Source organism: Paenibacillus sp. JT22N15 (assembly GCF_059383755.1).
Genome location: NZ_JBXENV010000002.1, coordinates 96,149 through 119,377, shown reverse-complemented (window position 1 = coordinate 119,377; position 23,229 = coordinate 96,149). Strand labels below are relative to the sequence as shown.

The following is a 23,229-nucleotide window of genomic DNA, read 5'->3' as shown; positions in this document are numbered from 1 at the left end:
AGCAAAACGGCTCTCTGCGCCGTATTAGGGGGGACGAGAGAGCCGCTTGCTCGTTCTATGATAAAGGTTATTGAACGTTTGCGTAGAAGTTCGAATAATTAAGCTGGCCGCTGCCATTTGTAATTTCGGTGCCATATTCTATGCTGCTGACGTAGCGGGTTGTTGGGAAATAGCTTTTGCCAACGAGATAATCGGTAAAATTTTTCACATTGATGGTGAAGTTATCCGTTGGCGTGCTGCACCATGTTGCCGTACCTGTGGTATGCAGCCAAATATCATAGGCATTGTTATATTGGCCATTCGTGGCAGGATCAATAGAATAGGTTACTCCGCTGTTAATCGCTTTATTGTCAGAGAGCCGCGTCGGCAGTCCGCTGCCCGGTGTATAGCCTTCTGTCCAGTGCCAGCCGCTTACAATCAAAGGGAAAGCTTTTACGCCGCCTGTTGTAGTTGGCCAGTTCCACACATATCCAAAGTTCGTATTGCTGTTATGATAAACGGTCTGCCACCAGCCGGAAATGCCCGAGCTGCCCCAAGAGTTGTTGAATAAATAATATTTATTGTTGTTAAAATTTAGTTTGGCATAAGGTGTGGAGTTATCGATTTTGTAAAGCGCTTTCATTTAGTATTTTAGCAATATGTGGAGGGAGTAAACACCCCGAAAATTAGTGATTTAATCATACTATTTTTAGGGTAACTGTTAATATGAGGTATCCTTGAAAAAAGAAAATTTGAAGTTTTCTGGGCATTTTGCCCTAAAAACTAAAGTTTTCCCGCACGAAATCCGAAGTTAATTATAGGGTGGAATTCCTTGTTATTGGAAGGATGCGTGTGAAGATGAATAACAAGAATATCGTGCAATATTTTTATGAGCATCAATTTCTCCCGGCGCTGGATCAGAAGATGACTGCGATTGAAGAAGAGCTTCAGCATCATCAGGAGCAATGGATCAATCAGTTTCTGGAAACCTTCAAGCGTATTTGCTTGCGAATTAGGGAAATGCAGGATTCGGATCAAAAAGGCCCGATTTCGCTTATCCATTTTTGCTTGCTGCGCAGGTCGATGATGGATCATTCCTGTTATTTCATTGAAGCGTATTCGGAAAGATGGTATGAGAACTCGGCGCCGCTGTTTGAGGAATATGATGCCGCTTGGCTATATCACTCGCTGCCGGCGTTTATACAGGAAATGACCGAATCGTACGAAGGATACGGGGAATGTGCCAAGTCTACAGAATTTGAAGCGATGATGCTGAAAGCAGTGGGCTGTTACCATTTATTTGCGGTTGCGCTGCTGCGGGCAGCGATGCCGGAAGCCATTATGCTGGAGGAATATAAGTCTATTAAACGAGAGCTCGCTTTGCGTATCAGCATTGGCGAATATACAGATCTTAGCGAGGATGTGCTGGTCGATTATCAAGGCTTGCAGGATGTGAAGGAAATTCGCAGGCGGCTGGAAGAGAGCAAGGCAAGCAGCATTGCTTATGGATGCTACCGTAATTTAAAGCTGCCCCAGGTGCGAGCGGAGTCGAATGATTTGCGGTATGCGGATTTTAGTGGCAGCGATCTGCAGGGGAGCCGCTTTCAGCGCTGTGATCTGATGGGTACGAGATGGAATGGCTGCCTTGCACCCAAGTCGGATTTTCGATATTCGTCGCTGCCGGAAGCAGATTTTCGCCATGCCGATTTGCGAGGAGCCGTGTTTGATTACGTGCGCGGCCATGAGCCGAGAGATCATCGGAGGCCGGGAATGATGGGCGTGCGTTTCGATCATGCAGATCTGGAAGGGGCGAGCTTCATTGGAGCGACCTTTGGCCGGACAAGCTTTGAAGGAGCAAACCTTCAGCATGCGTTATTTTCCCGTCAAATAAAAGATAGCTACAGCTTTTCAGATGAACAGATTCATAGCATACGGTGGGTTGATTAAACGAGCATGGGAGGGAATTCATAAGCTAATAGAAATAAAAAAAGCCTAGAAGCGCGGCACATGCGCTTCTAGGCTTTTTGTTTTAAAGGCTCGTCAAAAAAAGCTTATTGGAAAGAACTGCTGCTCTTGTGAGCTGGAATCAGCTTTGCCGCATACGGCATAAAAAACTGCAGGATTGCACCGCCTAGGCAGACGGTTAATAACGTTCCAATCCCTATGGGCCCATGAAATAGAAAGGCCATCAATAAGAAAAAGAGCTGAATCAACGTTCGGGAAAGCAGAATGCCCATGCCGCTCCTATCCCGAATCAGAAGCATTAAGCGATCCATAGGAATGGGCGCGACCTGCGTCTGCAAATAACAGGCAATGCCTGCTCCAACGATCAGTAAGCCGAATCCCAGAAACAGCAGCCTGCTTAGCCACATCTCCGGCTGGGTGAAGGCTTGCAGCACATAAAGCCACAGATCGATGCCGAGGCCGGCAATAAAAGCGGTAAGCAAGCCTTTAAATTCGGGCCTTGTTTTGGATAATAGCGCGTTGCCGCCAACCATGATAAGAGCAATAATCATTTCCCAGCTGCCCACCGTAAGCCCGATTTGGTTGGCTAGGCCGACCAGAAGCGCATCAAACGGCGATGCTCCAAAGCCCGATTCAATCGTGAGGGCGATGCCCAGAGACATCATTAAAATGCCTGTCGTATAAAAGAAATATTTCACGTTATCCCATCTTTTCCTGAGCCCTCGGCAGCTAATCCTTTTACCATTAATACATGCGGAATCCCGTCCTCCATAAATAGGTCCGAGACGGTTTCATAGCCCAGCTTATGATAAAAGCCTTCTGCCTGCTGCTGTCCATGCAATTTGAATCGGCCATATCCGAGCCCCTTGGCTATTTCCTCTAAAGTTTGCACGATCACTTTTCCCAGCCCAAATTGCCGGTACGGGGGCAAAATACAGATGCGCTCAAGCTTGGCAAATCCATCTACCGTTCTTAAACGCCCAGTTCCGGCCGGTTTTTCGTTATAATAAACTAAAATATGCTGTACCCGTTCCTTCAGCGCATCAAAATCGTCGAATTCATCAAATTCATCCTGCAAGGGAGTGCCTTGCTCTTCGACAAATACTTGCTGGCGGATTTGCAAAGCAATGGTTAAATCAGCTTGAGTTTGTATAATGCTTGAATACAAACGTCTCACTCCTTTTCTGTATAGGTATAAGTGCTAGCATTAAAGCTTTTTAATAGTATAAATGAATTGAATTTTGTTGTAAATGCAACAAAAAGAAAAAGTGAGGGGAAATGAGACCAATGAAAGATATTCTTCGTGAAATCGGCATGATTGCTCGGGCTTTGGATTCCATCAGCAACATTGAATTTAAACAATTTGATCTGACAAAAGGGCAGTATTTATATGTGGTGCGCATTTGTGAAAATCCAGGCATCATCCAAGAAAAGCTGGCGGAAATGATTAAGGTCGATCGCACGACTGCTGCCCGGGCTATCCAGAGGCTGGAGGAGCAGGGCTTTATCGTGAAAAAAGAGGATGACAGCAATAAAAAAATTAAAAAACTGTTTCCGACAGAAAAAGGCGAAGCCGTTTATCCATTCCTCAAGCGCGAAGGGGAGCATTCCAATGCGGTTGCATTAGCTGGATTTTCAACGGAAGAGGCGGATAACATCTTGCAGCTTCTTCAGCGGGTGAGAAAAAATATTGAAGTGGATTGGGAATTTGTGAAAAAAGGAAACAAACGCAAATATTAATGCAGCTTGCGGTCACCTTTTTTTGGCGTCAGGTGTTCTAGAGAGTATACAAACCAAGAAGGAGGTGCTCACAACGCATTATAATCAATTGGAAGCATCGGAGCTGGAACGGCTAATCAGCGCTGTTCAAGCAGGGGAGACGGAGCATTACGCTGCGATTGTACAAGCTTTTCAGCAGCCGCTATATCATTATTGCTGGCGGATGCTGGCGAATCGGCAGGACGCAGAGGATGCGGTTCAAGATATTTTTGTCAAAGCGTATGAGGCAATAGCGGGATATGTGCCCAAGGTGCATTTTTCGGCGTGGCTGTACCGTATTGCCTATCATCATTGCCTGAATTTGCTGCGAAGGCGGCGTTTGCAAAAGCAGTGGCTGCGTTTGTTTCGTCCGAGCGAGATGACGGCTGCAAGCGCGGAAGAGGAGCTGGACAATCGGCTGTATACGCCTGCGCTTGCGGCAGCTCTTGCAGCATTGTCGCTGGAGGAGCGGAATTTGCTTGTTTTGCGAGTGTTTGAGGAAAAATCGTATGCCGAGCTTGGTGTCATTATGGGAAAAAAACCGGATGCGCTGAAAAAGAGGATGAGCCGCATTAAGCAAAAAATTAAACAGCAGCTGCAAAATAAGGGGGAAGAGGCATGGAGCGAATCCGCTTCGATCATGAATACAACGATATAACGAGCAGAGCCGCAGCAAATGGAGGACTTCCAGCTATCGATGTCACTGAAGCGGTAATGAAGCGAATTACAGGGGAAGCTGCGTCAGGCAGGAAGGGACAGACGTCCTTTATGCGCCCCGTAATGAAGCGTACGACGGCATTCAGCGGAGCACTCATGCTGCTGCTCTTGCTATCGGTTAGTGCCTATGCGGCAAGCCAGTATATTGAAATTCGCAATTCGGCTGGCGAAATTAAGGTGAAGACGATCGAGGAAATAACGCCGCAAACAGACAGTGCAGACAACAAGGCGTACCAAAACTATTTAAATAAAGCCCAAAAATTTGCCAAGCCGGGCGAGCTGGTTGCTTTTTATGTGTTAGGGAAAGAAGATGAGGCACTGTACACCTACAAAGAAAAGCGGTTGGGCACATATGCCGCTTTTAAACAGGAGGCAAATCGGACTGGCGCGCAGCTGCTGCCCCAGAAGCTGAGCGGCTACAGCTTTGTTTCCGGCAAAGTAGCTCCTTATATGCCTAGTACCGATGCGGACAAGCAGACGGCAGCCTATAAGCAAGTGCTGTCGGAGCTGAAGGCACAGGCTGCTGCCGGAGCAGATGGAAAGAAGCTGTTCATGAAAGCTGTGCCATGGAATAAATCGGGCGTGTTAAGCGCGGTTTATACCAAGGGGCATTATAAATCGGAATTAACCAAGAACCCTTTGGATGGCGGTGAAATATATTTATCGCTGCCTTCCGGTCAAAATGCCGAGAAGATCAAGGTAGAGGGAATAGAAGTAATATATAATAAGCGGACTATTAGCGAGAAGTACAACTATCATTATGCCCAGTGGTACGACGAGAAGCAGGATGCTTTTTATTTGCTTACAGATCTCGGGAATAAGAAGTTAACGAAAGCGGAACTGCTGGCGCTGGCTGGCGAATCGATTAAGGTGCTTAAATAGGCTTTGATTTAGAAGCCGAACGTTTGCTTTAAATCAGCGGCTTCTGCTGGCAGGGCGAGGACGATTTTAGACGGATCGGACGTAGAATAGGTAACTTTAATGACTGTGCCCGGCTGCAGACGGGCTAGCATTGTATCCCTTATCTCCTTCGTCGTGGTCACTTGAAACGTGTCCCCGTCCGCCTTCGTTATCGCCAGATCCAGCCGCAGCTTGAGCTTGTCGTTCGGCGTGCTGCAGAGCGGGGTGGCATCCAGCACTTTGGCATAGGCATGTTCGCCGTCTTTTATTTTTTGCTGCCCCATTCTGAAAGGAAACAGCCTCGACAATATAATGATTCCGAAGCCTTCGGCCATTAAGAGAATGAACAGCGGCATGCCAAGCCAATAAAAAGGGTCCTGCCAAATATAGTTGGCGATAACGGCATACAGGCCAAGAGCGACCATTTGCAAAATGCCAATCCATCTCATCCATTTATGCATCGCGGGTTCCCCCTTCGTCCTTTTCTAAGGCGTCAGCAAGCCCATGTAAATCAGCTCGGAAGGATTAGCAGGGTTTTGGCCAAGCCCGATTAGATCGCCGGGGCGCGGGATTTGCAGCTTGGAGACGAGGGTTTCCATCGTTTTCTGATAGCTGCGACCGTCTGGCTCGGTGACGTTAAGTGCAAGAATGACAATCGGATCAAAGTTGACGAGCTTGCCTGTATCGGTAATCGAAAGCACGGTCGCAGTTGCGGCTATAGGAATTGCGCCAGTGGACGCCATATGCGCCTGCTTGGCTTGATTGAGGCTTTGATTCATCATGTCACGATGCTCCTTAGGGACAAAACCTTTCATCATCATGCCAGTGAACCCCTTGTTAAGCTTCTTATCCGCATACTCCAAAGCCTCTTCTTCGCTTTTCTTCTTTCCGAATAAGTTAAACATAACAACACCTCATTTTCATCGTATTTTGTAGCTTAATTTAAGTATGAGGCAGACTGGAAATCCTTTCAATACAATCGGGCACATGTAAACAAATCTTAAAAAACGATGCTTGAGCAGCGAAAATGGGTCGTTTTTTTGTGCCGGAAGGCGCTTTGAGCAAAAAAACAGCCCGTTTCGGCGATTCAATGAGCCACATCGCCCATTGTTTTGCGGTATTCGCTGCGGCTGTCCCCTTGCTTCGCCTATTTATTTCGCAATAAATAGACCAGCTTGCGGTAATACAGCGCTGATTCCTTGTAGCGGCGACTGTCTTCGGAGGCGACAGCTAGCGTTTCATAAAGCTGCTCCAGACGCATCGTCTGCTGGGTCTGCTCGAAATAGGGCAGGCAGGATAAGGCGGCCTCTATAAAAGCTTCCCTTTTATCGCTCGACAGGGCAAGCTGGCTTTCATAAAAAACGGCGGTCCTTTGCTGATCCTCCGTCAGCGGGTAGCTGGCAAGCAAGCTAAGCCCTTGCGAGAGCAGGCCCCAGTTTTTGGAGGCGAAGGCCACCTCGCAGCGATAGATCAGTAGAAGCGGCGCAAGCAGCTGCTTCATCTCGTCCGTTTCCTGCTGCGCGAGCTCTTCAAAGCGTGCGATTTCATCGGATGCTTTATCCAGCTCGCCGAGGTGCGTCAGCATAATGATGCGATTATTCATAATGGACGGAAACAGGTCGCCAGGGCTAGGCGTATAGACGAGATGGGCTTCCGCCATCGACAAAGCGAGCAGAGCTTCCTCATAACGTCCCATCGCAAAGCAGCAGCCGCTGTAGGCCAGATGCTGGCCGGATAATCGATGATACAGCCGTTCGCTGTACACATACTGCATCGTTTGCTCATAAATCGCTTTAGCCGATTCATATTGCTTGCTGTAAACAGAGGCTTCCATTAAAAAGTTTTGCACCGTTAACCAAATTTCAGAGCCTTTTTCCACAAGTGTGCTTAAACGCTGGCTATTATTTAATGCTTCAAAATATTGATTTTTGGAGCGGTAATGCTGAATCTTATACAAAAATAGCGCCTTTTTGAGCGGAATGGGCAAATCCGGGTCATCCTCACGCCCAAACTTCTCTAAATAATAGTGAAGATAAGTACGGTGAATATATTCATAAGCATCGCCATTATTTATCTGTTGATAATAGACGGCTTTCATTAAAGCGGTAGTCAGCTCAATCGTCAGCGCGTCATTTTTGTCATCAAGCTCATTGACATCAGCCTCAGCCAGCGCTGGAACAGGCTGCGACAGCCGGGTGAAAATCTCCTCAGCGCGCTCAAGCGTGACCTCATCCTGCAAGGCGGCTTGAGTTAAATACTCGGGCGAGACGGAAAGGCGGGCAGCAATCAGCTTAGCCAAATCGTCGGCAAACGGATAACGCTCCGCCAAAATATTGGCGAAATGCGCTTGCGTCACCAGCCCCTCGACCAAATCCTTGCGCGCTAAACTGCGTTTTTTACATAGAAACTCAACCCGTTCCTTTAGCAAATTCATCCTCCTCAGGTTAATAATCTTTCATCTTGCCCATCTGGTTGCATCATTTATCTTATAATAGTAACTTACCCCAAGCTCCAAGGGGAATAACCCGATGCTAAGGAGCTGCGAGGAAATTAGCGGTACTTTTTTCGTCGCAGTCTCTAACGACTAGAAGGAGGAAAAAAATGCAGTTCAAAAAACGAATATTGGCTTCATGGATGGTGATGTCGCTTTTCATAGGCGCGGCCATTCCCTTCTCCAATGCTGTTATCGCGGACAAGGTTCCACAGATTGTGCTCGGCAGCGATTTTGAAGATGGCAGCCTGCAAGGCTGGAAAGCCAGAATCGGACATGAGAAGCTTAGCCTCAGCAAGCAAGAGGCGAACACCGGCAGCGGGAGCATGCTGGTAGAGGGGCGAAAGCGAACCTACAATGGCCCCATGCTCGATCTTAGGAAGCAGCTGCTCCCTAATAAAGAATATGAAATATCGGCGTACATTAGGCTGAAGGAAAAGCCTGCCAAAGATATAACGATGCAGTTGACCGTTTATAAAAATTCAGGGGCGGCAAGCTGGAGCCCGCTGAAGCAAATGACAATCAAGAAGGAGGAATGGCAAGAGTGGCATGAGCTCAAGGGAACGTTTCTTCATGGAGACACCCCATCCGAGCTGAAGCTGTACCTGGAAACGCCATACATAACGGATGATACAGTTGATACGACAGCTTTTTATGTGGATGATGTATCGATTGCGGTTATTTCTGACATGGCGATAGAGGACGATATTCCGGCAATAAAGGAGGTTTATAAAGACGATTTTACGATTGGAGCGGCGGTATATCCGTGGCAAATGGAAGGCATTTATGGCGATTTGCTCAAAAAGCATTTCAACAGCTTAACCGCAACCTACGAGATGAAGCCGAAATTTCTGGCACCGAAGCAGGGGCAATATGCCTTCGCGGCAGCCGATCGTTACGTCCGTTTTGCACAGGCGAATGATATGGTGGTGCGCGGCCATGCGCTGATTTGGCATACGGATGCGGCGGAATGGATGTATTGGGACAATAATGGCAAGCCAGCTAGCCGAACGCTGGCGCTATCGCGTATGAAGCAATATATCGAGAAGGTCATGAAGCGCTACAAGGGCAAGGTGTATGCATGGGATGTCGTGAATGAGGCGATTGCGGACACCGGCGGCGATAAAAACGGGCTTCGCCAAACGTCATGGTATAAAACGATAGGACCGGATTACATTGAAAAAGCGTTTGAGTTTGCTCGCGCCGCCGATCCGTCCGCCAAGCTTTATTACAATGATTATGGTACGGAAACGCCGCAGAAGCGTCAGGAGATTTATCAGCTGCTTAAGCGCCTGAAGAGCAAAGGACTGATTGACGGCGTAGGGCTGCAATCCCATTATAAGCTGGAGTCGCCATCGGCGCAGGAGATCGAGAAAACGATCAAGCTGTATGCTGGGCTCGGCTTGGACATTCAAATTACGGAGCTGGATATTGATACCCGGATCAGCTTCGGCACGGCAATACCGGAGGCGATTGCGGTACAGCAGGCCTACCGTTACAAGGAACTGCTGGAGCTTTATAAAAAATACAGCAAATCGATCTCATCTGTGACCTTCTGGGGTGTGCAGGATGAGAAGACGTACAACAATCAAGCGCTTTTATTTGATACGGAGCTGCAAGCTAAGCCAGCTTATTGGGGAGTGGCAGATTCGTCCCAGCTGCCGTCAGATCCACAAAGCCGGACGGCTGCTCTAAGGGCTTCGCCAAGAGTGCAGCAGACAGCCGATCCCATTTGGGATCAAGCGGTCTCCTCTCAGCTTACGCAATTGGGCAACGAGAAGACGAGCTTTAAGACGCTATGGGATGGGACAAATCTTTATGTACAGGTCGTTGTAGCGGACAAAACCCGCGATGACGCTGATCAGGTAGAGCTGTATGTTCAGGAAAATGGGCAGGAGGGCAGCGATAATGCACAAGAAGCAAGACGGCTGATTTTCCCTCGTCTGAATCATCAAAAGGGCAGCTATTCTTATGTAACTAGAGCGCTTGCCACTGGCTATATGGTGGAAACGGTCATTCCTTGGCAAGCAGTCAAGGGCTCAAATGGGCGGGAAATTGGTTTTGAGGTGAAAATCATAGATGGATCGTCCGGCGCAAGCAAGCCCATCTATTGGAACGACAGTGCTTGGCCGAGCGATTCAGTGGGCAAGCTGGGAGCGGTCTGGCTGGCCGATATGCCGAAATAAGGCTGAATCACCGCCGGAGGTGTTCTTAACCGACAGATAGACTGCGGCGAACGCCTTTGCCTTGGCTTTTGAGCTTGGTAATTAGAGTGGGTCTATAGCGATTGAGGATAAAGCGGATGACAAAATAGCCGATTAAGGAAAAAACAATGCTATTGACGATGGAGCCAATCAGAAAATTCATGCCCAAATGGCCGAAGGAAGCAAAATGTCCGACCTTATGCGTAACCGGCGGCGCAAGCGCCATATGGGCGGGATGGTTGGCGGCTGGAGCGCCGACGAGGCGATTCAGCCAAAATCCGACTTTATAATTCAAATAAAACAGTCCCGGCCAAGTAAAAGAGCCGATCGTCGAAAAAATAACGCAGGCGGCCAAATTGCCGCGAAGCAGCCGAGTCAGCAGCAGGGAGATCGGCAGTCCGACGATAAAAGTCGGAAACCAGCAGTGCAGAAAACCGAGTACGCTGCCAAGCGCAACGACATGGTCGCTTTTTTTTATACGGAGCAGGCGCAAGCAATAATATTTGAATTTTCGCAGCATTTTTGTTCTCACGATGAACGGCTCCCAGCTGTATATGATGAAAGTATCATAACATATTCGTGTGGTGGAACAAAGACAGATGCTGCTTCTGAAGGCTGCGTTTTCGCCAAAAAGAGACAAAAAATCAGCATACCGACAAACAAGCCTCTAAATACGCTGCAATAGCGTATTTAGAGGCTTGTTTAAAATATAAGGATTTATAAGTTTCACCCTCGAAACGGCAGCTTTGCCGCCAAAGGACGGCGACAGCCGTTTCGCCAAAACGATGGCGTCTAATAGAAAGGACGCCGCCAGGCGTTTTTCTTATGACCCTTTATTTGTAATAGGAGGTTGTGAGCGGAACGAATACAGCTCCGTCCTCTTTGGCATCGGCATAAACGTACAGCTGGTTTGCGCCGCCGATATCCACTTCAACCGTGACAAGGCCGTCGGCCACGTTAATTTCTGTCGTTTTCAAAATCGTATCCGTACCCGTGTCCTTCACCGTTAACTTGCCCAGGTCTTGCCCAACGGCTGCGATTTGAAGATACAGCTTTTGGTACTTTTTCTTAGGCTCCAAAATAAACGAGCTTGAACGGGAGCTTTCTGCATTATCAAATAGGGCTTCTTTATAATCTTTGCCGTTATAGGTTGTTTGCGCAGAATCTTTCGTGCGGTACGTATTGGTGGTCAAGGAGCTTGAGATGGAAACGCCTTCTACTTTTTCACCAAGCTGAATCAATTGCGTCTTGCCATCATAGTCAACCGCAACGCCAAGCGCATCGGAAATTGATCTTACTGGAAGATAGGTTGTGCCTTTATAGCTAATCGGAACAACGGTATTATTATTGCCATCCCGCAGCTGCACAGGCTTGCCATCCACCTTAAAGGCAATGTCTTTATTCAAATAAGCTTTAATTTCTTGCAGCTTCGTTGCGCCGTAAGCACCTGTTGCCATGCTTGCAACAATCGTCGTGCCAAGAACTACAGCTATCGTGAGCTTTTTCAAAATAGGCCACTCTCCTGTTCTGGTTTGAAAAAATGGTCGTACGCATATCTAATGCTTGGAAATGCTTACCCTATTATAGGTGCGGTGCAACATAGGGACAAGCCCACTGGGACTATTTTCCTCTAAAAATAAGTCTCTAGAAATGGATTTGTTTTTGAAACGCGAGCCGTACATGCCACGTACAAGGAAGGAGAAATGTGGTTAATAGGTATAGAAACGGAACATGATAAGGAGGAGAAAAAATGTCAGGTGTTTGGATTCAGCATTCGGTTATTTTTAGCTTGAAGCACGCGGAGGGCTCCGATGAGGAGCAGCGCTTTCTGGAGGATGGACGTACCATTTTGAGTTCGATTCCGGTCGTTCGCGATTTTGAGGTGTATTTGCAGGTAAGCCCTAAAAACGATTATCGTTTCGGCTTTTCCATGGTATTCGAAAGCAATGAGGATTATGAAGCTTATAATGCGCATCCAATGCATGTAAAGTTTGTTGAGGAGCGCTGGGTTACGGAAGTAGAGAAGTTTCTGGAAATTGATTATCAGAAACATGTCACGGTCGTTTAGAAGGAGGAGACAACGTTGGAATTGCTGTTGGAATATGGCTGGGTATTAGTGGTCTTGGTTGTTCTGGAGGGTTTGCTGGCAGCAGATAATGCGCTCGTGCTAGCTGTAATGGTTAAACATCTTGATGAGAAAAGCCGGAAGAAGGCGCTGTTTTACGGATTGTTCGGCGCATTTATTTTCCGTCTAGCCTCCTTGTTCGTTATCTCGCTGCTTGTGAATGTATGGCAAATTCAGGCACTCGGAGCGCTGTATCTCTTATTTATTTCAATAAGCAATATCATTAAATTTTTACGAAGGTCCAAAGAGGCCGAAGAGGAAGAGGAGACAGAGGAGCAGAAGGAGAAGAAAAACTCCAAAGCTGGCTTCTGGTGGACGGTTCTGAAGGTCGAAATCGCTGATATCGCCTTTGCGATCGATTCTATTCTGGCAGCGGTAGCGCTGGCAGTGGCCTTGCCTCCAAGCGGTCTGATGCAAATCGGCGGCATGGACGGCGGACAGTTTATCGTTATTTTCCTCGGCGGTTTTATCGGGCTTGTCATTATGCGTTTCGCGGCGAACTATTTCGTGAAGCTGCTGCATTCCCGTCCCGCGCTGGAGCTGACAGCATTCGTTATCGTCGGCTGGGTCGGCGTTAAGCTGGCCGTGCATACGATGGCGCATCCATCCATCCACTGGCTGTCGCATGATTTTGTAGAAGGCTCTGTATGGAAAGCGACCTTCTACATCGTACTCGTCCTGATTGCTGTTGTTGGCTGGTTCTTGTCGGGCCGCAGCAAAGTGGAAGGCGAGCATGGAGATGGATCGGGAAAAGCCGCAAGCTTGGATAAACATACGGGTTAATCAAATGACATAAACCGTTTAATAAATGAATGAATGAATAAATGAATGAACAAGGGGAGCCATCTACACAGCTTTATGCTGTGAGGTGGCTCTTTTATTCCGCATAATTTGACAATTGCCTGTCATGCATTGCCGAGTGGACGAGAAAGGCATATAATTAAAACGGCAAACATCGTACTTTTTCGTACAAATATGAACATTAGGGGAGGCTGTACTTGTGAAGAAAATCAAGGTGCTTCAACAAATTGTAGATGCTGGCGTCGTCGCTGTACTTCGCGCTGATTCGCCGGAGGAAGTTGTAGAAATGTCCCGCCATGCGATAAAAGGTGGGATTAAAGCGATTGAAATTACGCTGACCGTACCGTTTGCGCTGCGTGCGATCGAGCAGCTCAGCAAGGAATATTCGGTAGATGCGGACCCGCAATCGGATCAATTTGCTATTATCGGAGTGGGAACGGTACTTGATCCAGAATCGGCACGCGCGGCGATTTTGAGCGGCGCGGAATTTGTCGTTTCTCCGGCACTTAACCCTGATACTATAAAGCTGTGCCATCGTTATGCCATTCCAGTTATGCCGGGCACGATGACCGTTAATGAAATTCAACATGCGCTGGAGCTGGGTGTTGATGTTGTGAAGCTGTTCCCTGGCAATCTGTATTCGCCAAGCGTTATTCCTTCGATTAAAGGGCCTTTGCCGCAAGCGAATGTCATGCCGACTGGCGGCGTATCGCTGGATAATCTCGGCGAATGGGTGAAAGCGGGCGCGGTTGCTGTTGGCATCGGCTCCGATTTGACGAAGGAAGCTGTGAAAACAGGCGATTACACCTTAATTGAGGCAAAAGCACGCGCTTATATGGAAGCTTACCGCAGCGCGAAGCGCTAAAATTAACGTTCGGCCGCTGCTTTTTATGTAAGCGCATTAGCGAAAAGCGGCAGAAAGCGGCTATTGCAAGGCGAGTGGGCAGCCTATTCGCAAGCAATTAAAGGGCTTTTGACGCATTTGGATGGCGAAAGCCGTTTGCGTTTGATAAAGTAGGAGTAGGTTGTTCAAGATTTTTAAGGAGGCTACTTAAAAGATGGAATATCGGATTGAAAAGGACACAATGGGTGAAATTCAGGTTCCTGCGGACAAGCTGTGGGGCGCTCAAACGCAGCGCAGCTTGCAAAACTTCAAAATCAGCGGAGAGCAGATGCCGATTGAGGTCGTTCATGCTATGGCTATTATTAAGAAAGCTGCAGCTATCGCCAATGAGAAGCTGGGCGTGCTGGATGCAGAGAAATCTGCGGTTATCGGTGAAGCGGTAGATGAAATTTTGACTGGCCGCTGGGATGAGCATTTCCCACTCGTCGTTTGGCAGACGGGCAGCGGTACGCAAACGAATATGAACGTCAATGAAGTTGTAGCTCATCGCGCCAATCAACTGCTTGAGGAGCGCGGCAGCGCCGTTCGCATTCATCCAAATGATGATGTTAACCGCTCCCAAAGCTCTAATGATACGTTCCCTGCGGCGCTGCATATTGCTGGCGTAGTAGCGGTGGAGCAGCGCCTGATTCCGGCTATTGATGTGCTGGCAAGAACGCTGCAGGACAAGGCTGAGCGTTTCAACGATATTGTGAAAATAGGCCGTACGCATTTGCAGGACGCGACTCCGATTACACTTGGCCAAGAAATTAGCGGCTGGTACGCCATGCTGGTTAAAACTCGCAAAATGATCGTGCAAAGCGTAGACGAAATGCGCGAACTGGCGCTAGGCGGCACAGCGGTCGGCACAGGCCTTAACGCGCATCCGGATTTCGCGGTGCAGGTAGCGGAGGAAGTAACGACGCTTACGGGCAAAACGTTTATTACAGCAGAAAATAAATTCCACTCGCTAACGAGCCACGACCAAATCGTCTATACACACGGTGCTGTTAAAGCGCTGGCGGCTGATTTGATGAAAATCGCCAATGACGTTAGATGGCTGGCAAGCGGTCCGCGCTGCGGAATTGGCGAAATCTCGATTCCTGAAAATGAGCCGGGCAGCTCGATTATGCCAGGTAAAGTTAACCCGACGCAAAGCGAAGCGATTACGATGGCGGTCTGCCAAGTTATCGGCAACGATGCAACGATTGCTTTTGCGGCGAGCCAGGGCAATTTTGAGCTGAACGTATTTAAGCCGGTTATCATTTACAACTTCCTGCAATCCGTTGCTTTGATGGCGGACGGCATGATTTCCTTCAATGACAACTGTGCGGTTGGCATTGAGCCGAACGAAGCCGTGATCAAGCGCAATCTCGATCAATCGCTCATGCTCGTAACAGCGCTTAATCCGCATATCGGCTATGAAAATGCAGCAGCCATTGCGAAAAACGCGCATAAAAAAGGGCTGACGCTGAAAGAATCGGCAATTGCGAGCGGCCTCTTGACGTCCGAGCAGTTCGACGAATTTGTGAAGCCGGAAGCAATGATTGGCAAACGCTAAGCCAGTGACACAGCAGCAAGTGCTGCATTGTTCTTGCTAGCGGTACGATAAAATTTTAAATAGGTATAAAATTTAGCCTCTAGTGTCCTAAGAAGTATAGGATGCCAGGGGCTTTTTGCTATGGAAAGGGATGGAAACAGGGTGAACAATTGATTCTAAACATATTGAACATTTGATCAAATAAGGGAGGCGACAAGCGAAATGTTAAGATATTATATTCATTTTCATGACCGAATGTTAAGACAATGTAAATTTAGATAACAATTAAAGATAGCTTAACAATATTTTTTTGTCAAAATGTTTACAATGGGCCTACTCTACTTTATATTAAATATTAAATAGAGAGAAAAAGGTTTCTTTTTTTCATTGATTCATAAAAATATGAAATTTTGATAAGGGGTTGATGAGTGAAAAATGCACAAATAGCAAACTAATTGTGGGTTTTTCTTATTTTCATCTGATTTATTGCACGAAATGACAACAATTATCGACGAAATGATCTTAATGTCACATGTATGTGAGAAAAAAGAACTATCTATGGAATTAACCTAGGAAAAAAGGAGAGATTGTCTATGAGGCGAAAGTTTCAGGCGTTTAAGCGGCCAGTAAGCCTGTTTTTGGCTGCTATTTTGCTTGTAGGAACGATATTGGGTGGTTTTGGTGCACCTGTGCAAGCGGCTGTAAGCAATGACAACATTGTCATTTCACAAGTGTATGGGGGCGGCGGCAATGGAGGCGCGCCACTCAAACAGGACTTTATAGAATTATACAATCCAACCGATTCACCGATTTCCCTCGCAGGCTGGAGTGTGCAATATGCTTCGGCTGCAGGAGCTTTTACAGCGAATATACACAATTTAAGCGGAACAATTGCCGCTAAAGGCTACTTCCTTATTCAAGAGGCGGCGGGAGCAAGCACGACGGCTGCTGATCTGGAATCGCCAGATGCAATTGGTACGCTTAATATGGGTGGTACCGCTGGTAAAGTTAGGCTGCTTAATGCAAGCAGCGCAGTGATTGATCTAGTTGCTTACGGTTCAACAGCGACTGGTGGAGAAGGTGCTCCAACTGGCGATTTGGGTGCTGCATTAGCAGCTATCCGCAAAGCGCTAAATCCGGGTGACCGCGCGCTGGATACGGATAACAATAACGCCGACTTTACAGTAGCTGCTCCAAGCCCTAGAAATTCTTCTTACGGCGCGGTTGCAAGCGTAACGGCTAGTCCAGCGGCGGGCGAGGTTCCAGCAGGAACATATGTAACCTTGTCTACAGCAACGGTTGGATACAGCGTTTATTACAGCGTCTACAGCCCGGATGCGCCGGTTGCTCCGGAAAATTTTGCAGCTTATGCTTCGCCTATCGAAGTTACAGCTCCAATGACCATTCATGCGTATGTGAAAAATGCAGAAGGCACGATTAGCGGCCTGACTGAATTTGCCTATACGCTTGCGAACCTTACACCGGTTGCGATTTCGGATGTGCGAAGCGCGGCAGTAGGCTCTAAGCTTGTGACGCATGGGACAGTTTCCCATCGCACAGAATCTGGCGGCAAAGTAAATCTGTTTGTTCAGGATGCCACTTCTGCTGTCGTTGTTAGAGGCGCGGATTCAGGTGCGCAGCCAGGCGATGACATTGAAGTTTACGGTCAAACCTCGCTGTACAATGGCATGCTGCAGCTGGACACGGATCTGGTAACAGGCGGTTATGTGACAGTTAACGGTCAGGGTGCGGTTCCTGGGCCAACGGTCATTACTTCAACGGCTTTTGGCACGGGTGATGCGGTTCGCAATTTGTCCGAAGGCCGTCTGGTGCAAATCAATGATATTACAATCAAACGTGCGGCAAGCGGCGTGTTTTATGCGACGGATGCTGCCAGCAGCCAGGAAATTGCAATTTATTCCTCGGATGCGGCGTTTGCTCTGAACAAAACGTTTGAGCAAGTAACTGGCGTAATGACGTATTACACGGGTGTCGGTATGGAGCTTGTTCCAAGAAACTCTTCCGATATCGTAGAGCGCAAGCTGTCTGTAAATGCCAGCGTACCTTCTGGCGGTATTGCCACGGGCGGAACGGTTGCGCTCAGCACGCTGATGGATGGCGGCGTCATTCATTTTACAACGGATGGCACTACGCCGACAGCGGCAAGCGCAGTCTACAGTGCGCCAATTGTCATTAATGCAGATACAACGATTAAAGCAATCGTAGTGGCGGGTGCCGACACGAGCTCTGTATATACATTCGAGTATACGGTGCTGCAAAACACAAACGGCATCAAAATTCATACGATTCAAGGCAAAACCCATCGTTCTATTTATGAAAATGTAGCGGTAACCAATGTTTCCGGTATCGTTACATCGGTAAGCGCAAGCAGCTTCTACATGCAGGAGCCAGATAGCAGCATCGATAGCGATCCTGCTACTTCAGAAGCGATCCAAGTGTATAAAGCGGCTCACGGCGTTGCCGTAGGAGATGCGGTCACGGTAGATGGCACTGTTGTCGAATATGGCACGAGCCCGGCTCTGACAGTTACGCAAATTACCGCTACAAATGTTACGAAGGGACTTCCTTCGCAGACATTGCCTGCGCCAATTGTTATTGGTACAAATGGACGTATCGTACCGAACGCCATTGATACCGACAGCTTTGGAGCATTTAATCCCGATGGCGATGCGATTGATTTCTTCAAAAGCCTGGAAGGCATGCGCATCCAGTTGAATGATGCCCGCATTACTGGCCCTTATGCCAACTCGGTTACGCCAGTGACTTTCGACAATGGTGCTAACAATCCGATTAAAACCGATGCAGGCGGCATTGTGCTTACAGGTGATGGCACGCAGCCATTCGACAGCAGCCTGAATCCGCAGAAAATGTATATTGCGGCTAAGCCGGCTGGCCAGGATATTAAAACAGGCGACCAATTTAATGGCCCGATTACAGGTGTACTGAATTATACGAGCAATTTATTCAAGCTCATTCCGGATGGCTCATTGCCAGCTATTACGTATTCTTCCCGTGCGCAGGGTGTTGCGTCCACGGTAGCTGCGGCTGACAAGCTGACAATTGCAACGTTCAACGTAGAAAATTTCAGCAGCAGCCAAACGGCTAAAGCTGCAAAAATCGGCGGCATTATTGTAAACAACCTCAAAACGCCTGACATTATTGGGCTTATGGAGGTTCAGGATAATAATGGCGAAACAAACAATGGCGTTACGGATGCGAGCCAAAGCTTCCAAGCGTTAATCGACGCTGTTGTTGCCAAAGGCGGCCCGACTTATGCTTATACGGACATTGCTCCGGTAGATGGGCTTGATGGCGGAGCTCCGGGCGGAAATATCCGCGTAGGGTACTTGTACAATACAGCGCGTGTAACACTTGCGACTGGAACGAAAGGCGACTCGACAACTGCTGTACAGGTGAAAGGCGATGGCAGCCTGTCTGTGAACCCGGGCCGAATCAGCCCGACGGATACAGCCTTTAATGCTTCGCGCAAACCGCTTGCCGCTGAATTTAATTTCCAAGGCAAACGCGTTGTAGTCATTGCAAATCACTTTAATTCCAAAGGCGGGGACGGCCTTCCTTGGGGAACGATCCAGCCGGTTATCCGCAGCAGTGAAACACAGCGTGCTCTGCAAGCTGGAATCGTAAATTCCTTCGTATCGCAGCTTGTGGCTAGCGATCCTAATGTGAACGTTGCGGTATTAGGCGATTTGAATGACTTCCAGTTTTCGAAGACGCTTGATATTTTGAAGAAGGACGCTCTGACTAATCTGGTTGAGACAATGCCGGAGAAGGATCGTTATTCTTATATTTACGATGGCAACTCCCAGACGCTTGACCACATTCTGGTTAATGATGCTCTGAAAGACTATTCCAATATAGAAGTTGTCCATGTCAATGCAGACTATACAGATTCAATGGGACGCGTGAGTGACCATGATCCGCTGCTTGCCCAGCTTGATCTTGGCAGCAAGCCATCCGTGGATGATGATAGCCTCTCGCTGCGTGTGCTGCACACAAACGATACGCATGCGCATCTCGACAATATGGCTCGCCGTGCAACGGCAATCAATAGCTTGCGCGATAAAAACACACTGCTGCTGGATGCGGGCGATGTATTCTCGGGTACGCTCTATTTCAATCAGTTCAAGGGTCTTGCTGATCTATGGCTTATGAATTACTTGAAGTACGATGCGATGACATTCGGCAATCATGAGTTTGATAAAGATGCGGCGACGCTTGCTGCTTTCGTTAGAGGTGCGAATTTTCCATTCGTAAGTGCGAATGTGAATTTCAGCGGCGAAGCGGAGCTTAGTAGTCAGTTCGTCAACAGCATTCCGCAAGTGAATGGTACGGCGAATGATGCTAACATCTATCCGGCTATCATTAAAGAGGTGGATGGCGAGAAAATTGGTATTTTCGGTTTGACGACACCGGATACAGCGCTTCTTGCTTCACCTGGCGGTGTGAAGTTTAATGATGTTAAAGCAAGCGCAGAAGCAACGGTTGCTCAGCTGGAGTCAATGGGCATCAACAAAATTATTGCTTTGTCGCATATTGGTTATACCGAGGATCAAAAGCTTGCGGCTGCGGTAGACGGCATTGATATTATTGTCGGCGGCCACTCCCATACGAAGCTGGATGAACCGACTGTTTACCGCAAGGATGCCAATGCAGCGGCGACGCTGATTGTGCAGACTGGTGAATACGGTGTGAATTTAGGCCAACTGGACGTTAAGTTTGATGCGGCTGGCAAACTTACCGTTTGGGCTGGCAAGCTGGTCAATGTGGATCAACAGGTGAATTCCCAATATGTATTTGCTGCCGATTCTGTGGCGGCAGCCAAGCTGCTTGAATACGAGGCCCCAATTAAAGAGATTGCGAAAACAGTAGTAGGCAAAACGATTGTCGATCTCGATGGGCTTCGTAAAAACGTCCGCAGACAGGAAACAAATCTGGGTAACCTGGTTTCGGACGGTATGCTGGACAAGGTGAAAAATAGTGCGCTAATCGACAAAACAGGCATTGCTGGTTTTGTTGCAATTCAGAATGCTGGAGGTATCCGCCAGTCCATTCCGGCAGGTGACATTACGCTCGGCAATTTGCTTTCGGTTATGTCTTTTGGTAACAATCTGACGGCGCTGAAGATGACGGGTGCGGAAATTACTTCGGCACTAGAAAACGGCGTCAGCGGATCTACACCAACGAGTGAAGAAGGTAGATTCCCGCAAGTAGCGGGCATGCGCTTCTACTATGATATGACGAAGCAGCCGGAGATTTATAATTCGGTGACAGGTGAAATCACGCAAGTAGGTAAGCGGGTTATGAAGGTTCAAGTACTGAACGATAAGGGCGTTTATACGGATATCGACGAAAATGCCTATTATATCGTAGCGACCAATTCCTTCATGGCAAACGGTGGCGACTTCTACCTGTCGATGAAGGCAGCCAAGGATGCTGGACGCTTCTATGAAATGAACCTTGTAGACTATGAAGTATTTAATGAATACTTGACGAAAATCGGTACGGTTAACATTGGTGTAGAGGGACGTATTACTGATGTGCAAGGCGCATTTGATCTGCGCGTACTGCATACTAATGATACCCATGCCCATCTTGACAACGCGCCGCGCCGCATGACAGCTGTCGACCAGATGAAAAATGATAATACTCTACTGGTAGACGCAGGTGATGTGTTCTCGGGCACGCTTTACTTCAACCAATTCAAAGGGCTGGCGGATCAATGGTTTATGAACCAAATGGGTTATGACGCTATGACTTTTGGAAATCATGAGTTTGACAAGGATGCGGCAACGCTGGCTGCGTTCATATCCGGTGCAGAATTTCCTTTCGTTAGCGCAAACGTTGATTTTAGCGGCGAGGCTGAATTGGGCTCCCTGTTCTCGCAAGGAATTAAGACGATATCGGATGACTCGGAGAACGGTAAAATATCTCCGGCTATCATTAAAGAGATCGATGGCCAGAAGGTTGGTATTTTCGGTCTGACGACGCCGGATACAGTATTGCTTGCATCGCCGGGCAAAGTTACCTTCAAGGATGCGGTAGCGAGCGCGCAAGCAACGATCACAGCTCTTGAGCAAGCGGGAGTCAATAAAATTATTGCCCTGTCGCATCTAGGCTACACAGAGGATCAGAAGCTTGCAGCAAGTGTGGAGGGTCTGGATATTATCATCGGCGGTCACTCACATACGAAGCTGGATGAACCAACCGTGTACCGTAAAACAGCTGATGCAGCAGCTACGCTTATCGTGCAAACAGGTGAGTATGGCGTGTATCTGGGCAAGCTGGATGTGTTGTTTGATGACCATGGCGAACTTGTTGTTTGGGACGGCAAGCTGGTCAATGTGGATCAGCAAGTGAATTCCCAATATGTATTTGCTGCCGATCCTGATGGTGCTGCAAAGTTGGCTGAATACGAGGCCCCAATTAAAGAGATTGCGAAAACAGTAGTAGGCAAAACGATTGTCGATCTTGATGGGCTTCGCAAAAACGTTCGCAGACAGGAAACAAATTTGGGTAACCTGGTTTCGGACGGTATGCTGGACAAGGTGAAAAATAGTGCGCTAATCGACAAAACAGGCATTGCCGGTTTTGTTGCAATTCAAAATGCTGGAGGTATCCGCCAGTCCATTCCGGCGGGTGACATTACGCTCGGCCATTTGCTTTCGGTTATGTCTTTTGGCAATAATCTGACAGCACTGAAGATGACAGGTGCGGAAATTACCGCGGCACTGGAAAACGGCGTCAGCGGATCTACGCCAACGAGTGAAGAAGGTAGATTCCCGCAAGTAGCAGGCATGCGCTTCTCCTTCGATTCGACAAAAAAACCTGAGATTTATAACTCCGTTACTGGTGTTATAACTCAAAATGGTGAAAGAATCGTGAAAGTAGAAGTATTGAACGAGCAAGGGAATTATGTAGCAATTGATCCAAATGCGTATTACATCGTAGCGACAAACTCATTCATGGCAAACGGCGGTGACTTCTACCTTTCTATGAAGGCGGCGAAGGATGCTGGACGCTTCTACGAAATGAATTTAGTTGATTACGAAGTATTTAACGACTATTTGGAGAAAATTGGTACAGTAGATATCGGTATTCAAGGAAGAATTACTGATCTGTTAGGCTCTGGAAACCCGGGCACAGGAAATCCTGGCACGAGCAATCCGGGAACAAGCACACCTAGCCCGAGTCCAACACCTTCTGTATCCCCGAGTCCAGATCCGAGCCCGACGCCAACTCCGGTTGTGCTTAAGGACGTAGCAGGACATTGGGCAGAGCAGTCGATTAAGCAGGCGGTAGAGCAAGGAATTGTAAAAGGATTCACCGACGGTACGTTCCGTCCAGAGGCGAATGCGACTCGTGCAGAGTTTGTAACGATGGTAAGCCGTGCATTTAAGCTGGAAGCTGCAACGACAGTGCCGAATTTCCGCGATGCGGATGCAATTCCTGTATGGGCACGCTCCTTCGTAGCACAGCTGTTAGAAGCGGGACTCATTAGCGGTTATGCGGACAATACGTTCCGACCAAGCAACCCATTGACCCGAATTGAAATGACGGCCATTATGGTACGTGCACTAGACCTTCCGGTTGATCCGGCTGCAAAGGTAGATTTTGCCGATGCGAAAGAGATTCCGGCTTGGGCAGTTCCTTATGTAGCTGCGGCAGCCAAAGCAGGCATTGTACAAGGGGCGAACAATAAGTTCAATCCAAATGCTAAGGCAACGAGGGCTGAGGTTGTCACCTTGCTGCTGAATGCAACGAAATACGCTGAAGCAAGCAAATAAGTAAAAGGCAGTTAATGAAATAAGCGAGGCCGTCCCAAGG

General features: G+C 48.0%; 18 protein-coding genes. 10 read left to right on the top strand and 8 right to left on the bottom strand.

Features of this window, described 5'->3' with window-relative positions:
- Positions 1 to 67 precede the first annotated feature (67 nt).
- Positions 68 to 622, bottom strand: a complete 555-nt coding sequence (locus AC50X8_RS04215; protein WP_494878806.1) for a glycoside hydrolase family 12 protein — start codon at positions 620 to 622, stop codon at positions 68 to 70.
- Between the two features lie 215 nt (positions 623 to 837).
- Here AC50X8_RS04215 and AC50X8_RS04210 point away from each other — a divergent pair, with 215 nt between their 5' ends.
- Positions 838 to 1,926 (top strand): pentapeptide repeat-containing protein, encoded by a 1,089-nt coding sequence (locus AC50X8_RS04210; protein WP_056031015.1) that lies wholly within the window; start codon positions 838 to 840, stop codon positions 1,924 to 1,926.
- 104 nt (positions 1,927 to 2,030) lie between these two features.
- Here AC50X8_RS04210 and AC50X8_RS04205 read toward each other — a convergent pair whose 3' ends face one another.
- Both AC50X8_RS04205 and AC50X8_RS04200 read right to left on the bottom strand, forming a co-directional pair.
- Positions 2,031 to 2,642, bottom strand: a complete 612-nt coding sequence (locus tag AC50X8_RS04205) for a YczE/YyaS/YitT family protein (protein WP_494878804.1) — start codon at positions 2,640 to 2,642, stop codon at positions 2,031 to 2,033.
- On the bottom strand, positions 2,639 to 3,112 hold the full coding sequence (locus tag AC50X8_RS04200; RefSeq protein WP_494864821.1) for a GNAT family N-acetyltransferase: 474 nt from the start codon (positions 3,110 to 3,112) through the stop codon (positions 2,639 to 2,641). Before AC50X8_RS04200 ends, AC50X8_RS04205 begins: the two co-directional genes overlap by 4 nt.
- Before the next feature lie 119 nt (positions 3,113 to 3,231).
- Between AC50X8_RS04200 and AC50X8_RS04195 the strand changes: the two genes are divergently transcribed.
- The 3 genes from AC50X8_RS04195 (at position 3,232) to AC50X8_RS04185 (ending at position 5,301) form a co-directional block, all read left to right on the top strand.
- Positions 3,232 to 3,684, top strand: a complete 453-nt coding sequence (locus AC50X8_RS04195) for a MarR family winged helix-turn-helix transcriptional regulator (RefSeq protein WP_056031006.1) — start codon at positions 3,232 to 3,234, stop codon at positions 3,682 to 3,684.
- A 64-nt stretch (positions 3,685 to 3,748) separates the two neighbouring features.
- On the top strand, positions 3,749 to 4,360 hold the full coding sequence (locus AC50X8_RS04190; RefSeq protein WP_494864823.1) for an RNA polymerase sigma factor: 612 nt from the start codon (positions 3,749 to 3,751) through the stop codon (positions 4,358 to 4,360).
- The gene (locus AC50X8_RS04185) at positions 4,321 to 5,301 is read left to right on the top strand and encodes a hypothetical protein (RefSeq protein WP_494878802.1); all 981 of its coding nucleotides are present in this window, start codon (positions 4,321 to 4,323) and stop codon (positions 5,299 to 5,301) included. The genes AC50X8_RS04190 and AC50X8_RS04185 overlap by 40 nt, the downstream gene beginning before the upstream one ends.
- A gap of 8 nt (positions 5,302 to 5,309) precedes the next feature.
- Here AC50X8_RS04185 and AC50X8_RS04180 read toward each other — a convergent pair whose 3' ends face one another.
- The 3 genes from AC50X8_RS04180 to AC50X8_RS04170 all read right to left on the bottom strand — a co-directional run bounded on the left by AC50X8_RS04180 (position 5,310) and on the right by AC50X8_RS04170 (position 7,753).
- Positions 5,310 to 5,780, bottom strand: a complete 471-nt coding sequence (locus tag AC50X8_RS04180) for a hypothetical protein (RefSeq protein WP_494878800.1) — start codon at positions 5,778 to 5,780, stop codon at positions 5,310 to 5,312.
- 24 nt (positions 5,781 to 5,804) lie between these two features.
- Positions 5,805 to 6,224 carry a hypothetical protein gene (locus tag AC50X8_RS04175; protein ID WP_494878798.1) on the bottom strand — a complete coding sequence of 140 codons (420 nt, stop codon included), beginning with the start codon at positions 6,222 to 6,224 and terminating at the stop codon, positions 5,805 to 5,807.
- Between the two features lie 242 nt (positions 6,225 to 6,466).
- On the bottom strand, positions 6,467 to 7,753 hold the full coding sequence (locus tag AC50X8_RS04170) for an XRE family transcriptional regulator (protein WP_494878796.1): 1,287 nt from the start codon (positions 7,751 to 7,753) through the stop codon (positions 6,467 to 6,469).
- Between the two features lie 167 nt (positions 7,754 to 7,920).
- Between AC50X8_RS04170 and AC50X8_RS04165 the strand changes: the two genes are divergently transcribed.
- Positions 7,921 to 9,996, top strand: coding sequence for an endo-1,4-beta-xylanase (locus tag AC50X8_RS04165; protein ID WP_494878795.1), 2,076 nt, complete (start codon positions 7,921 to 7,923; stop codon positions 9,994 to 9,996).
- Between the two features lie 25 nt (positions 9,997 to 10,021).
- Here the strand turns inward: AC50X8_RS04165 and AC50X8_RS04160 are convergent, their stop codons facing one another.
- Both AC50X8_RS04160 and AC50X8_RS04155 read right to left on the bottom strand, forming a co-directional pair.
- Positions 10,022 to 10,546: a DUF2062 domain-containing protein gene (locus tag AC50X8_RS04160; RefSeq protein WP_150131510.1), complete on the bottom strand. Its 525-nt coding sequence runs from the start codon at positions 10,544 to 10,546 to the stop codon at positions 10,022 to 10,024.
- A gap of 301 nt (positions 10,547 to 10,847) precedes the next feature.
- Positions 10,848 to 11,522, bottom strand: a complete 675-nt coding sequence (locus AC50X8_RS04155) for a stalk domain-containing protein (protein ID WP_056030985.1) — start codon at positions 11,520 to 11,522, stop codon at positions 10,848 to 10,850.
- Positions 11,523 to 11,764: 242 nt separating this feature from the next.
- On the opposite strand from AC50X8_RS04155, the gene AC50X8_RS04150 reads away from it, so the two are divergent.
- The 5 genes from AC50X8_RS04150 (at position 11,765) to AC50X8_RS04130 (ending at position 23,189) form a co-directional block, all read left to right on the top strand.
- Positions 11,765 to 12,082, top strand: a complete 318-nt coding sequence (locus AC50X8_RS04150; protein WP_494864835.1) for a Dabb family protein — start codon at positions 11,765 to 11,767, stop codon at positions 12,080 to 12,082.
- A 15-nt stretch (positions 12,083 to 12,097) separates the two neighbouring features.
- Complete coding sequence (locus AC50X8_RS04145) at positions 12,098 to 12,922, top strand: TerC family protein (RefSeq protein WP_056030979.1); 825 nt, start codon at positions 12,098 to 12,100, stop codon at positions 12,920 to 12,922.
- A 217-nt stretch (positions 12,923 to 13,139) separates the two neighbouring features.
- Complete coding sequence (locus AC50X8_RS04140) at positions 13,140 to 13,805, top strand: bifunctional 2-keto-4-hydroxyglutarate aldolase/2-keto-3-deoxy-6-phosphogluconate aldolase (protein WP_046232188.1); 666 nt, start codon at positions 13,140 to 13,142, stop codon at positions 13,803 to 13,805.
- A gap of 193 nt (positions 13,806 to 13,998) precedes the next feature.
- Positions 13,999 to 15,384, top strand: a complete 1,386-nt coding sequence (fumC, locus tag AC50X8_RS04135; protein WP_056030976.1) for a class II fumarate hydratase — start codon at positions 13,999 to 14,001, stop codon at positions 15,382 to 15,384.
- Positions 15,385 to 15,956: 572 nt separating this feature from the next.
- Positions 15,957 to 23,189 (top strand): 5'-nucleotidase C-terminal domain-containing protein, encoded by a 7,233-nt coding sequence (locus AC50X8_RS04130; protein ID WP_494878793.1) that lies wholly within the window; start codon positions 15,957 to 15,959, stop codon positions 23,187 to 23,189.
- Positions 23,190 to 23,229 lie beyond the last annotated feature (40 nt).

Coding starts and splice junctions, on each gene's coding strand:
- AC50X8_RS04215 (WP_494878806.1), bottom strand. CDS start 622: ATGAAAGCGCTTTACAAAATCGATAACTCCACACCTTATGCCAAACTA.
- AC50X8_RS04210 (WP_056031015.1), top strand. CDS start 838: ATGAATAACAAGAATATCGTGCAATATTTTTATGAGCATCAATTTCTC.
- AC50X8_RS04195 (WP_056031006.1), top strand. CDS start 3,232: ATGAAAGATATTCTTCGTGAAATCGGCATGATTGCTCGGGCTTTGGAT.
- AC50X8_RS04185 (WP_494878802.1), top strand. CDS start 4,321: ATGGAGCGAATCCGCTTCGATCATGAATACAACGATATAACGAGCAGA.
- AC50X8_RS04180 (WP_494878800.1), bottom strand. CDS start 5,780: ATGCATAAATGGATGAGATGGATTGGCATTTTGCAAATGGTCGCTCTT.
- AC50X8_RS04175 (WP_494878798.1), bottom strand. CDS start 6,224: ATGTTTAACTTATTCGGAAAGAAGAAAAGCGAAGAAGAGGCTTTGGAG.
- AC50X8_RS04170 (WP_494878796.1), bottom strand. CDS start 7,753: ATGAATTTGCTAAAGGAACGGGTTGAGTTTCTATGTAAAAAACGCAGT.
- AC50X8_RS04165 (WP_494878795.1), top strand. CDS start 7,921: ATGCAGTTCAAAAAACGAATATTGGCTTCATGGATGGTGATGTCGCTT.
- AC50X8_RS04150 (WP_494864835.1), top strand. CDS start 11,765: ATGTCAGGTGTTTGGATTCAGCATTCGGTTATTTTTAGCTTGAAGCAC.
- fumC (WP_056030976.1), top strand. CDS start 13,999: ATGGAATATCGGATTGAAAAGGACACAATGGGTGAAATTCAGGTTCCT.
- AC50X8_RS04130 (WP_494878793.1), top strand. CDS start 15,957: ATGAGGCGAAAGTTTCAGGCGTTTAAGCGGCCAGTAAGCCTGTTTTTG.